The sequence below is a fragment of the Legionella gratiana genome, from assembly GCF_001467695.1.
Lineage (GTDB): Bacteria > Pseudomonadota > Gammaproteobacteria > Legionellales > Legionellaceae > Legionella > Legionella gratiana.
In genome coordinates this window covers 206344-221696 of sequence record NZ_LNYE01000022.1, presented here as the reverse complement: position 1 = coordinate 221696, position 15353 = coordinate 206344, and the positions used below count along the sequence as shown (strand labels likewise).

Here is a 15353-nt window from a genome sequence, read left to right as displayed (position 1 = left end):
CCTTTGGAGTTGAACTAGCTCGGGACTTATATATTGAAAAAATTAACATTATTTATTAATTGATTCAAGTAATTAGCTCATATGATATAGATTATTAATTATTTATTTCCTCTACTCCTCTAAAGCACTATTGCATTATACAAACCTCTAATTCATAATAACCGCCTTACTTTTCTCATAGGTAATTATGTCAGCATCTTTAATTGATGGAAAAGTTGTCGCTTCTCTACATCGAAATGAATTAAAAAAGCAAGTGCAAGATCACATAGAACAAGGTCATCGCGCACCAGGTCTTGCTGTTATCCTCATTGGAAATGATCCTGCTTCAACAGTTTATGTAGCCAATAAGCGAAAAGCTTGTGCTGAAGTAGGTATTACTTCCCATTCTTATGATTTACCTGAAGAAACAACACAAAATGCATTAATCAATCTGATTGATCAATTAAATAGTTCTGATCAAATTGATGGTATTCTCATACAGTTACCTTTGCCCGCCCACATTAATGAGAGTGCTATAATCGAACGCATCAAACCAGAAAAAGATGTTGATGGTTTTCATCCCTATAATTTAGGTCGACTTGCACAACGTAACCCTTTATTACGTCCATGCACCCCATTTGGCATTATGAATTTGTTAAAGCACTACCAACTTGACGTGAAAAGAAAACATGCTCTTGTTATTGGTGCATCCAACATAGTCGGTCGCCCCATGAGCTTGGAATTACTCTTAGCAGGCGCCACAGTAACAATTGCACACAAATTTACACAACAACTCGAAAAACTGGTACGTATTGCTGATTTAGTTATTGTGGCAACAGGAAAAATGGATGTTATCGATTCAGAGTGGCTTAGTAAGGATCAAATAGTCATCGATGTTGGGATACATCGATTAGCGGATGGCCGTATTAGAGGAGATGTTGATTTTACAAATGCAGTAAATAAAGTTGCTTGGATAACACCTGTTCCAGGCGGCGTTGGGCCAATGACCATAGTAACCTTACTTGAAAATACATTAAAATCTGCTACCCAAGCGTTGAACCACGTACATGAGTAAAAGAACCGATTTCAGGCTATTTCACTACTAAATACGCAGCATGGATCATCAGTAGTCATAAAGAATTATTTATCTAAAACATCCCAATCGAAATCACCGCTTAACTCATCGAAATCATCCTTAAACTCTTCTCTTAAACGTTTGCGTTCCAGTTTATCCTCGAGCATACGTCTAACATTCTTTCGATGATTCATGGATTCAACATCATCATCGTAGTTATAATCAGAGAATGATTGGTCATCATAATCTTCGTGAAGTTCCATAACTTTCCCCTTTTATACTCTCTTAAAAAGAGTATAGTAGACAATTATAAAAAATGTTTTAGGAACTCTATGCTCAGTTATCAACACGGATATCATGCTGGAAATTTTGCTGATGTCATCAAACACTTAGCCTTAACGCGACTTCTGTGTTATTTAACTCTAAAAGATAAGCCATTATTTTATCTTGAGACCCACTCTGGCAAAGGTTTGTATGACTTAAAAAACAAACAAGCTGAAAAAACAAAAGAATACCAACAAGGAATTCAACTACTTTGGTCTAATAAAGATTCTCTAAACTCTCTTTTCCAAGATTACCTCAATATTGTTAACCAACTTAATCCTACAAATACATTAAGATATTATCCAGGCTCCCCCTACTTAGCCATCAATATGCTACGCATGCAAGACAGAATGTATTTTTGTGAGTTACATCCAAGAGAGTTTGAAGAACTTACTCAATTACCTCATTTTAATAAAAAAGTACATTTCAGTAAAAATGATGGAATAGCTGCACTGAAAGCCTTGCTTCCGCCACCAGAAAAACGAGGATTAATTTTTATTGATCCTTCTTTTGAAATAAAAGAAGAATATAAAGAAATTCCTATTGCCATGAAACAAGCCTACTCTCGTTTTTCTACAGGTGTTTATTGTCTTTGGTATCCTCTCGTTACTAAAAAATTAACTGATAAACTCAACAGAGGTATGAAAGATATCAATATAAAAAATACTTTGCATATTGAATTTAACTTAACCTCGGCTCCTACTGAAGGTATGTATGGTTGTGGTTTATGGATTATTAATCCCCCATTTACGTTAGCCGAAGAAATGAAGTCTGTATTAACTACCCTTAAAAATCATTTTAATCCGGAGAGCTCTTTCTCTATTATTGAGGCCAACTGATGAAAATTTTTCCTATTCCTGCTTTTTTTGATAACTATATTTGGGCAATTATTGATGAAAAAACAGGAGTCTTTGATTGTGTTGACCCAGGTGATGCAGAACCCGTATTACAATTTGCCCACTCAAATCATCTCAAACTACGTACTATTTTATTAACTCACCACCATCACGATCATATTGGGGGTGTAGACGAACTCACTAAAACCTCCCCTTCTTGCACAGTTTATGGCCCTAATGATCCACGAATTCCCTATATAACAAATCCTGTACAAGAACATCAAACCATCCAAGTAGGACACTGTATTTTTAATATATTATTTAATCCAGGCCATACATCCACTCATATTAGCTATTATGAATCTCAGCACGAATGGTTGTTTTGTGGAGACACACTTTTCTCAGCAGGCTGCGGACGAGTATTTGACGGGACATTAGAGCAATTACATCAATCGTTACTTCTTTTTAAAGCATTACCAACAACCACAAAAGTATTCTGTGCTCATGAATATACACAACAAAATTTGCGCTTTGCACAGACTGTAGAGCCTAACAACTTGTCCATACAAAAATATTTGCACAACATACACGATCAATCCTGCACGCTCCCATCTACTTTAGAACTAGAAAAATCAACTAACCCTTTTTTACGCACTGACAAACCAGAGGTACAACAGTATGCATTAAAACATGGGGCAAAATCGCTAAATTCATTAGAAATATTCAGAGTGTTACGCGAAGAAAAAAATTCATTTAAGTAACGTGAGTTCGACATAAAGGCATTTCTATGCCCTTTATGTCGTTAAACGAACTAGATCATAAAGGATTAATTTAATCCCTTATGAGTTAAATGGATACAATCCGGTTTAATCCCAAAGTAAATTTTAGTACACTGATGAGCAATTGTATTCATAGGTAAATTCTATTGAAATTTAACTTTTTCATAACAAAAGTTTTGTTCTTTTATGCACTCCTTTTTTGGGATATTACTTGTGGTTCAATAGCGAACGCAGTACCCAATGTATGGGAAGTATTACGATACGAATTTACTTTAAATCATGAAACTTCTCGAGTTGAAGTACAAGATCAAATCCAATGGTTTATTGCTCATCCAGGTTTTCTTCACAAAGTGTGTCGTCAGTCAGAACCATACATTTATCATATTATTAGCGAAATCAAGAAAAAAAAGCTGCCTGGTGAATTAGCCCTCTTGCCGATGATCGAAAGCGCTTATGATCCCTTTGCATATTCTGTAGCTGGTGCAGCAGGTTTATGGCAATTAATGCCCCTTACCGGCAAAGATTTAGGACTAACACAAGATTGGTGGTTTGACGCGAGACGAAGTATCCGATCATCCACTGATGCAGCGCTTAATTACCTGCTTTATCTCAATAACTTCTTTAGTGGCGATTGGATATTGGCAATAGCATCCTATGATGCGGGAGCAGGAACAATAGATCGCGCCATAAAAGCAATACCACACTCGGGGCGCACTGTAAGTTTTTGGGAGTTATCTGTTCCTCGAGAAACTCAAATTTACGTTCCGCGCTTGCTTGCATTAGCGGAAATCATCAACAATCCTAGCCGATATAAGTTAGTATTACCAGAAATCGCATACCTTCCTTATTTCGAAGAGGTAAATATAGGGAGTCCTATTGATTTAAATCATGCTGCAAAAATGGCAGGCATTAGCTATAAGGAGTTAATTAAGCTAAATCCTGGATTTAATCGCTGGACTACTGCTCCCAACGAGCCATTTAAATTACTCATTCCCACTGAAAAAGTGCAGCAATTTTATTTCAATCTCGCCAACCTCCCCGAACACAAACGAGTCAGTTGGGAAATGTACCAAGTCAAACCAGGAGATAACTTGGATAATATTGCAGTGAAGTATCACACTACTGTAAACTTCATCAAACAATTAAACCAACTCACCACTAATCATCTAAAACCCAATCAATCTATCTTAATTCCAAGTACTAAAAATACCCCTGTTGTTGTTAAAAAAGAGCCCCTTCTCGCAACTACTCCATTAACACATCAAATGACTGTATCAAGAAATCACCGCATCATTCATATTGTACAGGAGAATGATACCTATGATAAATTAGTTAGAACCTATGGAGTTCGTGCTGAAGAGATACAAGCATGGAATAAAATAACAAACAATCAACCTTTACATAAAGGGCAACAGCTCGTTATTTTGAAAAAAGTAAACCAACCGATCTATTATGTTGTCAAAAAAGGCGATAGCCTCAGTAGCATAGCACAAAAGCATCAAACTATAATTGAACGTATCCTTGCTCTAAACCCCGAACTTAAAAGAAATACTCCCTTATATTTTGGGCAAAAAATATTTGTTGGTTAAGGCGTGTTAACAATTCCTCTCCCTGACTATGTGCCTTAGTTATCCGTTCAAGATATGCTTGATTCTTGATGAAAGCCTTACGTTACAAGTTCGCTTTTCCAATTTTCGTAAAGAAAAAACATTGTGAGTTTTCGTTTTCTTAATGTAAATCATAGTAGATACAGCCTTCTTCACGCTGAGTGATAGGAATTAAGTTTTTTAGTGCTGCTTTCATCAAAAAACCATACATGCCAGTACAAAGTTATTAATTGCTGTGCTTCCTTTCTTAATAGCTGCTTAAGATTTGTATGGTAGCCTATGAGACACTAAAATGGTGATCTAAGAAAAGTCATTCATATCTGCCAATTTAGGAGTGAACTTGAAACTTCGGAGCTTGACTTAATAAAATCTGAGTTTATCTTTAGTAATGAGTATCAATAAAAGAAGTTCGAGTGTATTTACTCTAAACTTTGATGAATAATAATTATTATTTTTTATTTCTGATAGATAAGCGTGAAGGAGAGCACCAAAACTTGTGTTATACTCAAAGTAACTTACTTTTTTATATAAAGACAATATGAAATTACTATTTGATTTTTTTCCTATAGTTTTATTTTTTATCGTATACAAATTTTTTGGCATCTATACCGCTACAGCTGTTGCTATGATCGCTTCTTTAAGTCAGGTCGCTTTTTATAGATTAAAATTTCAACATTACGAAAAAATGCATTTAGTCAGTCTCGCTATAATTATGATCCTGGGAGGAGCAACCCTCTTTTTCCATAATCCATGGTTCATTAAATTGAAGCCAACCGGTATTTATTGGCTCTCTGCATTAGTCTTTTTTGGTTCAGGCTATGTGGGTAGTAAGCCTTTAATTCAAAAAATGATGGACACTAACGTCACATTGCCTAAAAAAATATGGCTAAGATTAAATACAGCTTGGGCATTATTTTTTCTCATGATGGGGGCCGTCAATATTTATGTAGCGTATAATTTTAATACTGATGCATGGGTTAACTTTAAATTATTTGGTGGAGTCGGCTTAACTCTACTTTTTGTATTAATTCAAGCTTTTTATCTAACAAAGCACATGGATGGCACTGAACTTGAAAAACAGTAGGAGCAAGAATGAGACTATTGCTAGTTGAAGATGATGAATTACTTGGCGACGCTGTAAAAACTGGGTTAACTCAGTTTGGTTATATTGTTGATTGGCTTAAAGACGGTGAAGCCGCTCGAGCAGCTTTAAAATCTGAATCATTCGAGCTCATTATCCTTGATTTAGGATTACCCAAACTATCTGGTCTTGCTTTACTACAAAGTATTCGTAATGATGGAAATCCTACTCCTGTTATTATTTTAACAGCCAGAGAGTCTGTAGAGGATCGTGTCAAAGGCTTAGACAGTGGAGCTGACGACTATCTAGTGAAGCCTTTTGACTTAAATGAACTGAGCGCGAGAATTAGAGCTTTGGTGAGGCGCTCACAAGGTCGTGCTGACGCAGTCTTACAATATCGAAATATTACTCTAGATCCAGCCGCTCACTCTGTGTTTGTTGATGATGTATTAGTTAATGTCCCACGCAGGGAATTCGCCCTATTACAAAAACTTCTAGAAAACAGTGGTCAAGTTCTATCTCGCGAACAACTGATGCAAAGTATTTACGGTTGGGAAGAAGATGTGGACAGTAATGCATTAGAAGTTCATATTCATAATTTACGTAAAAAACTTAATGCCAATTTTATTCGAACAATAAGAGGTGTTGGATATATGGCAGAAAAAAATGATGGTATTATTGTATCGTGAAATCTTCTATACGTAAGTTTCTTCTTATAAATCTTTTATTGGCGATTACGATAACGACTACCTTAACTGCTATAGGAAACTATTATCTTGATCAAAAGGACATCCAGGACCATTTAGATACTTTGATGGCCATTTCTGCATTATCTTACCAAGCTCTACTAGGTGATGATCTCCATCAACGTCCTCTTGTCAAAATTCAAGATGCACTTGAAACAATTCCACAAAAAATTGATACCTTCTATAAAAAGCGATTTTTAAATGATGAACCTCCAGAAAATTATCTCGACAAATTTAATTTTCAAGTTTGGACTAATGGTGGGAAATTATTATTGCACTCGTCTACAGCACCTAAAATACCGTTAGCTTCGGAAATCGATGGATTTAGTGATAAAAAAATATCCAATCAAGATTGGCGTGTATTTACTACTTATAATGATAAAGCAGGCATACGTACTGTGTTGGCAGAACGTTATGATACACGTAATGAACTAGGACACAGGATTGCACAAGACGATCTTTATATTATGCTTTTGACTTTTCCATTATCTGGTTTATTGATTTGGATTATTATTGGTCGAGGTTTGGACAGTCTTGATAAGGTAGCAGAAGAAGTAGCAAACCGTGCACCTACTCATCTTGAACCAGTTGATCTGCATGAGATTCCTGAAGAAATTAAACCTGTAATCGATGAGTTGAATAAATTGTTTTTTAGACTTAAAGAAGGATTTGAACGAGAAAAGCGTTTTGCTGCTGATGCAGCACATGAATTACGCACTCCTCTTGCCGCACTTAAAACACAAGCACAGGTTGCTTTACATTCCAATGATATAGAAGAAAAGAATCAAGCATTGCAAAAACTTATCGCTAGTGTCAATCGTAGTACTCATATAGTACAACAGCTCCTTACCATGAGTCGACTTGTTCCTGAAGCAACACACATGGATGAAAAAGATGAGGTTAATTTAAGCAGATTAACTCGGGAAATACTTGCTATGCTTGCACCAGCAGCAGTAGAAAAACAAATTGATCTAGAATTTGAAAGCAATACTGAAAATCTAATTGTTTATGGAAATTCAACAGCATTAGGAATATTGATTCGTAATCTTGTAGATAACTCCATTCGTTACTGCAATGAACACGGACGGATTTTAGTCCGTCTCTCAAAGCTTCAAAACGAAGTCATGCTCGAAGTAAGCGATAATGGCCCAGGGATTCCAGCTGAATTGCAATCTCGTGTTTTTGAGCGTTTTTTTCGCGTTTTGGGAAATAAAAGCCCAGGGAGCGGCCTTGGTTTGGCAATAGTCCAACAGATAGCTGAATTGCACGGCGGTAGATTACTTTTAGATACCCCTAAAGAAGGTACCGGACTCATTGTAAGATTCTTTTTACCCACACAGGAAAATAGTTAATTAGCGTGGTTATTCATTTATACATCCTTCTCTTAGGAGCGTTAATTAACTGTTACTAATAACATATTTATCTCTCTTATATGATATATAAAAACAACAAATTGGATTAATTTAAATCTTTATGGTTATAATTTAACCTTGAAGTTTCGATTAAATTAAGACCTTTACGAATAATCTTAGCCATATATAGGCTATGTCAGGAAGAAATTCGATTTTTTAGTTTCGGTAAAAAATCAGTTAATTCATGGGGTTAGCAAGAAAGCATCAATGGTGATTGACGCGCCAAAACTCATGATGAAATGACTCTCAATGCAGTATAGGTTCTATTTTTAATCCCCAAAATATGTGAGGCACAATGATTAAACCAATTGCTTTTTTATTATCCCTAGTAATAACACATCATTATCCAGCTCCAAACACTAACATAGAACAAAAGATAAATCCTCCCATTGAGCAAGTCATATTACAAAAACTAAGCCACTCAGCTCCAAAGTTAAATAAAGAGGTAATTAAACTTGCTTTAAGAGCCTATAAAAAAGCTTTTGTTCAAGGAAAAGTCAAAAATCCAATTCTTACAATTATCGACTTTTCTGTTCCATCTAATCGACGTCGCATGTGGATTTTTGATATGAAAAAGTATACTTTAGTACTTAAAACCTATGTTGCACATGGTAAAAATTCAGGCAGAGGTCCTATCCCATATAAGTTTTCTAACGAGATGTTGAGCAAAGAATCCAGCCTTGGAACCTATATTACTGAAGATACTTATATAGGACATAAAGGTTATTCTTTAAACCTCGAAGGCTTAGAGAAAGACTTAAACTCTAACGCGCACACTCGACGAGTTGTGGTACATGGAGCATGGTATGTGGAACCTTCATTTATCAAAGAAACAGGCCGTGCTGGCTGTTCATGGGGCTGTCCTGCAATCGCTGCAAGCCTAGCAAAATTCATCATCAATACCATTAAAAACGGCTCTGTATTATTTGCCTATTATCCTGATAGCTACTTTCTAAGTCACTCCCAATATGCTCTTTTCAAATGAGTTTTCAATATAAAATGCCTGGCGATTATTCACTCTTCAGGCAAACCCAAATTTAGATCAATTTTTCTTTGCGTAGGCTCTAATGATAAGATTTAATGATCTAAAAAATAAGGTAAGCTAATATCAGTATTTACTTGAACTCATAAGGATAAGAAAACATGGTGGTTATTTATTTTCAAACACAATCAGGCATACAGTCTGAAGAACTTAAAGAAGCTAATAATCACCTACTTGATAATGCGTTATGGATAGATTTGATATGTCCAACAAAAAAAGAAGAAACAATTGTCGAGGAACAATTGCAACTTGAAATTCCTACTAAAAAGGAAATGGAAGAAATTGAACCTTCCAGCCGTCTGTATATTGAAAATAATGTTCTCTTTATGACAGCAACCATGGTTGCTATGTCAGATTTACCTGAAGTAAAAACTGATGTAGTCACGTTCATTCTTACTAAGAAACAATTAATTACTGTACGTTATACTAAACTTTATACGTTTGATTTGTTTAGTTCAAAATTATTACGATCGAAAACAAAGGTATTCAATGCAACATCGATGCTCATTGAATTATTAGATACAGCAACAGAAAGGCTTGCTGATATTTTAGAAAAAATAAGCCATAAATTTGATGAAATTTCACAACTAATTTTTCACTCAAAAGCAAGCAACCCAACAATAAACGAAACTGATTATAAACAGATATTACAAAATATAGGGGCAAATGGTGATCTAGGAACTAAAGCAGGAGAAAGCTTAGTGTCATTGATTCGATTAATCTCGTTCCTAGAACAAACTCATGGTCCTGAAATATCCAAAGACATGCGGTCGTCTTTAATAATAATTAATAAAGATATCAATGCCATCAATGATTATGCAAGTTTCCTATCTACCAAATTTAATTTCTTACTTGATGCAACTCTAGGTATGATCAACATAGAACAAAATAATATCATTAAAATTTTCTCTATGGCTGCTGTTGTCTTTTTACCACCAACGTTAATTGCAAGTATATATGGCATGAATTTTGAACATATGCCGGAGTTACGTTGGTATATAGGTTATCCTATTGCACTTATTATGATGTTTTTTTCTGCATGGGTACCCTTTAGATACTTTAAAAAGAAGAAATGGTTTTAAGTAGATACGCCTTCCTTGTAGAGCAATAATAAATCATTGGTAACTTCCTAGAAAGTTTCATTGTACCCAGATTTGAACAATTCAATGGTAAGCGATCTTTTTTCCTTTGAAAGAGTACTAGGTAGGTCATCCTGAGTGTGTTTTTTGCGCGAAGGATCTACTTACATGGGCATCATCTCTAACCTATCGTGGGTACAAATCTTTTTATTCCGGGATTAAATGCATTAACGAAGCCTTTCTCCTTTCCCCGCCCCTCCTTTAGTCTATTCTCTCGTTCAATGATAACGGCAATCCTAAAAAAGCAGTTGATTTTCGTAATAGAGATCAACTGCTTTTATCAGTTCAATATTCAATTCATTGATATAACATATAAACACAATCAATTGTACTAATATTAATCTTTATGATTAAATAATATATAAATTAATTGTAAGAGTTAATGATGAATTCTAAATCAAATTCAGAACCTATTAATTATTCTACTGATCACCTCTGTTGTGTAGCGAGAAATTTGACGCAATGTTTCCAAAAGTGGGATCAAACAAATAAAAGCAATCAAATCAAACCCATCGTTCAAGGCAGTATGGGATTACTCTTACATGGAGTTGAATATTCAACACATGGATTTGAAAATCCAGGAGATATTGATATTCTCGTCTCAAATCCTTTAAAAGCACATCAAATAATGGAAGCTTTAAAAAATATCTCGGAATTCCCTTTTAAAATCACGAAAGATCCATCTAAAAAAGGTTTAGGGGGCGTGTGCGATTATAAACTTGAGCACAAAGAGAAAAAATGGCCTGATATTACTGTCCAATTAGCAGACGCTCAAGATTTTGGGCTGCAGTTAGTTACTTCTGTAAAGAAGCAAGGTATTCCTATTTTGTCTTATTCTGAGGCGTTAAAATCTTTAGAATACCGCATGAGTATGGCTTCCCCTGTTCGTCCAAAGGATCAATTCGCCTATTGCGCCCTTTTAGATAAGTATCATCAGCAAATAATAAAAAATCAATCGCTTATGGCAGACCCAGAAAGAAAAGCATTTATAGAGTCTTATTTAAACCAATCTCAGGAAAAACGCTTTTTTCTTAAAACTGGTAAAAATATGGAAGATAAAGTAGAACTTAAAGAAACTATGAAAAATATGAAACAACAAATCAATGAAATAAGAAATAAGGATAAGACTATAGATCAAGAAGTAGAAAAAAATAACCCATGCCAGATTTTTTAAAGTGTACTGAGTTCGCTCATCTTTTTTAACGGCCGTAATGGATTGAATCAATCCGAGCAGGGATGCAAAATTCCAAAATTTATTCTCAAAAATAGGCTCATCCTCGAGCTAACACTTGCAACGCTTCTCGAATTAACTGCTCGCAACTTTTCAAACCATCATTTACCTTATTAACTGCTTTTAACGCTTCTTGAGGCTTATATCCCAATGCTTCTAAAGCACTCACTGCCTCATCCTGACCACTCATCATAGGATTAGATTTTACAGAGTCAGAAACAGACACAGAAAATTGTTTCAAGCTATCACGCATTTCTACTACCAATCGTTCAGCTGTTTTCTTACCTATGCCTGGTAATTTCATCAAAAAATCAGCATTTTCCTGTTGAATGCATTGAATAAACTCATTGGGAGTAATACTCGAAAGAACGGACATAGCTAGTTTTGGACCTACTCCGTTTACTTTAATTAAAGCCCTAAATAATTCTCGTTCTTGGCGATCTAAAAAACCATATAAAAGTAACGCATCTTCTCGAACAATAGTATGTATATGTAAACCCACTGAACTATTGATGGCATCTAATTTAAAAAAGGTATTTAATGAGGTTTCCACATCATATCCAACTCCATGGACATTGAGCACTAACTTTCCTGGCTGATGTTTATCAACAATATGCCCATCCAACCAACCAATCATCTTTTCCTTCTCCTTAATCCTCGTCTACCGATCACAGTTGATAAATGATAGCGCATATGACTATGACAGATTGCTATGGCTAAGGCATCTGCAGCATCCTTTTGAGGAGCCTTATTTAAAGCAAGCAAACTCACCACCATATGACTTACTTGAATTTTTTCAGCCGCACCATAACCCACTACAGTCTGTTTGATTTCCCGTGCCGAATACTCACTGACTTTAACACGATGTGAAGCTGCTGCTACCATAGCAACACCTCGTGCATGTCCCAATTTTAAAGCAGAATTGGGATTTTCATGCATGAATACTTGTTCGATAGCCACTTCTGTAGGCGAATAATGATCCATTAATTGGCAAATTCCATCATAAATTTGCAACAATTTTTGACTCAACTCACTATCTGGCGTAGTGCGTATACACCCACTATCAATGTATTCAATTTTACGATCTGCTTCTTTTATTAGACCATAACCCGTAATCCTTGAACCAGGATCTATCCCTAAAATAATAGTCATTAATTCATTGATTCTAATATTTTTTCTGAAAATTCAGCATTGCTGTATACTTCCTGTACATCATCTAAATCCTCGAGCATATCGATTAATTTCAGCAAACTTTGTGCTGATTCATCATCAATAAGTACTAAAGTTTGAGCACGCATGGTTAAATGAGATTGTTCAATCTTCAATCCTGCATCTGTTAAAGCATTTAATACACTATGATACGCTTCTACAGGTACAATCACCTCAATCTGCCCTTCTTCAACAGAAACATCATTTGCTCCAGCGTCAATTGCGACTTCCATCACTCGTTCTTCAGATTGGCCAGGTTCCATAAGAATTTCGCCTTGATTCGTAAAAAGATAGGACACTGAACCATCGGTACCCAAGTTACCCCCATTCTTTGTGAATGCATGACGTACCTCAGATACAGTTCTATTTTTATTATCAGACAAGCAATCTACAAGAACAGCAACTCCACCGGGACCATAGCCCTCATAACGCATAACAACCATTGCCTCACCATCAAGCCCCCCAACACCCCGTTTAATCGCATTATCAATGGTGTCGCGCTTCATATTCGCACTAAGTGCTTTTTTTACAGCATCTCTTAATCTTGGATTTGATGATTCATCTCCCCCACTAAGACGAGCCGCAACGGTAATCTCTCGAATTAATTTAGTGAATATTTTTCCTCGTTTAGCATCTTGCACCCCTTTTCGGAATTTAATATTCGCCCATTTACTATGACCAGCCATAATAGTACCTCAAAACCTGATTTCAACTTGCATCAATTATCCTAGAAAAGGCAGTTGGGTAACGCATAGTAGGACCCCACTACTTTTTCTAGGATTATACATATTCTTTTGTTAATAAAGAATAACCGAAGCTATTTGATCTCGACATTTTGAGCATTTTTAGACTATAGTAGCCACCAGTTATTAAGTTTTTAAGTAATTGCGGTCTAAAAGATGAAAATCGTTACTTTGGAAAACGTTCCTAAGTAACTACTCTATCATCATCCCAAGACTATCAATAAGCCAACTCTAAAGGAGAGAAACAGTGTATTTGCAAGGATTTGGTAATTATCATCAAACTGAAGCAGTTCCAGGTGCCTTACCTAATAGTCAAAACTCACCTCAACACTGTAATTTAGGTCTTTATGCAGAGCAGTTAAGCGGCACAGCTTTTACTCGTCCAAGACATAGTAATTTACGCAGTTGGCTTTACCGTATATTGCCGTCTGTGGTACGAGGAACGTATCATGCTTATGAATTAGAGCTCTTTAAACCTTATCATGCAGAGCAATCCCCTAATCCATTGCGCTGGTCACCACTTAATTTATTCAAAGAAGAAAATTTTGACTTTGTTGATGGTCTATTCCATCTAGCAGGAACCCCTCTAGTCAATGCGTATCTCTATCAATGCTCTCACTCGATGCATGATAAATACTTTGCTAATAATGATGGAGAAATGCTCTTTGTTCCTTATATGGGGGAAGTGAATCTACACACTGAATTTGGTAAATTAAACATATGTCCAGGAATGATCGCTGTAATTCCTCGTGGTGTTACATTCAAAATGGAACTCATTAGCTCGGAAGCAAGAGGTTATCTTTGTGAGAATAGCGGTAGTCCATTAACATTACCCCAACTCGGAATCATTGGTGCCAATGGATTAGCTAATCCAAGACATTTTCAATATCCTGTAGCCGCATTTGAACAAAATCAAACTGACACTACCCTAATTTGCAAATATCAAAATAAGTTATGGACGACAAAATGTAATCACTCTCCACTTAATGTAGTTGCTTGGCATGGTAATTATGCCCCGTACTGTTATGATTTAAGCTTGTTTAATACAATTAATACAGTAAGCTTTGATCATCCTGATCCTAGTATTTTTACAGTATTATCTTCAGAAAGTGACACCCCTGGTGTAGCCAATTTGGATTTTGTGATTTTTCCTCCCCGATGGATGGTCGCCGAGCATACGTTCAGACCTCCTTATTATCACCGTAACTACATGAATGAATTAATGGGTCTTGTATATGGTGAATATGATGCCAAAAAAGAAGGCTTTTCACCAGGTGGCGTAAGCATTCATAATTGTATGACGCCTCATGGGCCCGATCAAACAAGCTATGAGAAAGCCGTAGCACAAACACTAAAACCTGAATCTTATCTAAATACATTAGCCTTTATGTTTGAAACAAGAGATGTATGGCAAGTCACGGAACAAGCAATGCGTATTCCTGAAAGACAGAAAAATTATGCGACTTGCTGGCAAGGACTTAAACCAGCATTTAGTATTGACTAAGGAATTGAATGTAGCCGTTCCTATGGGACACCATTACTTGAACGGCTACAAGACAAACCGATCATCCCATCCAGGAAAACGGCCATGTTCCCTCACCCTAAGCTCAAATTTGACCGTTTGTGCTATCCATCCAAGAGGTATACTAATACCTCAGTCAAATGCTTTAAATCCTTTGTTTAATTCACAATCTACTTGATAGCTTGCTATTTGTTGGTAATTGGTAGCATTCATTACTGTATTCTTTATGGAGACACTTCCATCTGAATTAATATTATATTTAATATATTCAAACGTAGGATTCCCCATTGCAGTAGGATTATCCAGCGTAAAATGTCTGTCCGAAGCAGTAATCCGGCTGTTATTAATCACTAAAAATGCATTGGGCCTCACAGACCCTATTATTGAATTCGAAGGCATTTTTGGTGAAATACATTCCTGAAGATTCATGACTAAAGTAATTTTTTTCCCTTGAGAAACGGCATCAGCTATATCAGCAAATGTTGTTAATTGTTCCGCATAAATTACTGATGAAAATAACGCTAAAGCAGACAAAGTGATTTTTTGCATTACAGCAACTCCTTTTCAACTGTGTTTTTAAGATAAATAAAAAGCAGCCAGAGTGAACAATAATGCTCACCCAGGCCAA

The 15353-nt window shown here is 35.9% G+C and carries 16 protein-coding genes; 11 read left to right on the top strand and 5 right to left on the bottom strand.

The window, feature by feature from the left end:
• Nucleotides 1-187: 187 nt before the first annotated feature.
• Complete coding sequence (folD, locus tag Lgra_RS08805; RefSeq protein WP_058498894.1) at nucleotides 188-1054, top strand: bifunctional methylenetetrahydrofolate dehydrogenase/methenyltetrahydrofolate cyclohydrolase FolD; 867 nt, start codon at nucleotides 188-190, stop codon at nucleotides 1052-1054.
• Between the two features lie 65 nt (nucleotides 1055-1119).
• Here the strand turns inward: folD and Lgra_RS08800 are convergent, their stop codons facing one another.
• Entirely contained in the window at nucleotides 1120-1317 is a 198-nt protein-coding gene (locus Lgra_RS08800) for a PA3496 family putative envelope integrity protein (RefSeq protein WP_058498893.1), read from the bottom strand.
• A 69-nt stretch (nucleotides 1318-1386) separates the two neighbouring features.
• Between Lgra_RS08800 and Lgra_RS08795 the strand changes: the two genes are divergently transcribed.
• From Lgra_RS08795 to Lgra_RS08755, 9 genes are all read left to right on the top strand, one after another.
• Entirely contained in the window at nucleotides 1387-2217 is an 831-nt protein-coding gene (locus Lgra_RS08795; RefSeq protein WP_058498892.1) for a 23S rRNA (adenine(2030)-N(6))-methyltransferase RlmJ, read from the top strand.
• Nucleotides 2217-2975 (top strand): hydroxyacylglutathione hydrolase, encoded by a 759-nt coding sequence (gene gloB / locus Lgra_RS08790; protein WP_058498891.1) that lies wholly within the window; start codon nucleotides 2217-2219, stop codon nucleotides 2973-2975. Before Lgra_RS08795 ends, gloB begins: the two co-directional genes overlap by 1 nt.
• Before the next feature lie 164 nt (nucleotides 2976-3139).
• Nucleotides 3140-4582, top strand: coding sequence for a lytic transglycosylase (locus Lgra_RS08785; RefSeq protein ID WP_058498890.1), 1443 nt, complete (start codon nucleotides 3140-3142; stop codon nucleotides 4580-4582).
• 556 nt (nucleotides 4583-5138) lie between these two features.
• Entirely contained in the window at nucleotides 5139-5684 is a 546-nt protein-coding gene (locus Lgra_RS08780) for a septation protein A (RefSeq protein WP_058498889.1), read from the top strand.
• Between the two features lie 8 nt (nucleotides 5685-5692).
• Nucleotides 5693-6370, top strand: coding sequence for a response regulator (locus tag Lgra_RS08775; protein ID WP_003632139.1), 678 nt, complete (start codon nucleotides 5693-5695; stop codon nucleotides 6368-6370).
• Nucleotides 6367-7779 carry an ATP-binding protein gene (locus Lgra_RS08770; RefSeq protein ID WP_058498888.1) on the top strand — a complete coding sequence of 471 codons (1413 nt, stop codon included), beginning with the start codon at nucleotides 6367-6369 and terminating at the stop codon, nucleotides 7777-7779. The genes Lgra_RS08775 and Lgra_RS08770 overlap by 4 nt, the downstream gene beginning before the upstream one ends.
• Before the next feature lie 355 nt (nucleotides 7780-8134).
• Nucleotides 8135-8824, top strand: a complete 690-nt coding sequence (locus Lgra_RS08765) for a murein L,D-transpeptidase catalytic domain family protein (protein WP_058498887.1) — start codon at nucleotides 8135-8137, stop codon at nucleotides 8822-8824.
• 158 nt (nucleotides 8825-8982) lie between these two features.
• Nucleotides 8983-9963: a magnesium transporter CorA family protein gene (locus tag Lgra_RS08760; RefSeq protein WP_058498886.1), complete on the top strand. Its 981-nt coding sequence runs from the start codon at nucleotides 8983-8985 to the stop codon at nucleotides 9961-9963.
• Between the two features lie 442 nt (nucleotides 9964-10405).
• Nucleotides 10406-11194 (top strand): hypothetical protein, encoded by a 789-nt coding sequence (locus tag Lgra_RS08755; RefSeq protein ID WP_058498885.1) that lies wholly within the window; start codon nucleotides 10406-10408, stop codon nucleotides 11192-11194.
• A 97-nt stretch (nucleotides 11195-11291) separates the two neighbouring features.
• On the opposite strand, the gene ruvA is transcribed toward Lgra_RS08755, so the two are convergent.
• From ruvA to Lgra_RS08740, 3 genes are read right to left on the bottom strand one after another with little or no spacing between them, the layout of a single operon-like run.
• A complete protein-coding gene (ruvA, locus tag Lgra_RS08750) occupies nucleotides 11292-11888 on the bottom strand; it encodes a Holliday junction branch migration protein RuvA (RefSeq protein WP_058498884.1) in 597 nt (198 codons plus the stop codon).
• Nucleotides 11885-12403: a crossover junction endodeoxyribonuclease RuvC gene (gene ruvC, locus Lgra_RS08745; protein ID WP_058498883.1), complete on the bottom strand. Its 519-nt coding sequence runs from the start codon at nucleotides 12401-12403 to the stop codon at nucleotides 11885-11887. Before ruvC ends, ruvA begins: the two co-directional genes overlap by 4 nt.
• Entirely contained in the window at nucleotides 12403-13146 is a 744-nt protein-coding gene (locus tag Lgra_RS08740; RefSeq protein WP_058498882.1) for a YebC/PmpR family DNA-binding transcriptional regulator, read from the bottom strand. Before Lgra_RS08740 ends, ruvC begins: the two co-directional genes overlap by 1 nt.
• Before the next feature lie 304 nt (nucleotides 13147-13450).
• On the opposite strand from Lgra_RS08740, the gene hmgA reads away from it, so the two are divergent.
• Complete coding sequence (hmgA, locus tag Lgra_RS08735; RefSeq protein ID WP_058498881.1) at nucleotides 13451-14707, top strand: homogentisate 1,2-dioxygenase; 1257 nt, start codon at nucleotides 13451-13453, stop codon at nucleotides 14705-14707.
• 150 nt (nucleotides 14708-14857) lie between these two features.
• On the opposite strand, the gene Lgra_RS08730 is transcribed toward hmgA, so the two are convergent.
• Nucleotides 14858-15274, bottom strand: a complete 417-nt coding sequence (locus Lgra_RS08730) for a VirK family protein (RefSeq protein ID WP_058498880.1) — start codon at nucleotides 15272-15274, stop codon at nucleotides 14858-14860.
• Nucleotides 15275-15353 lie beyond the last annotated feature (79 nt).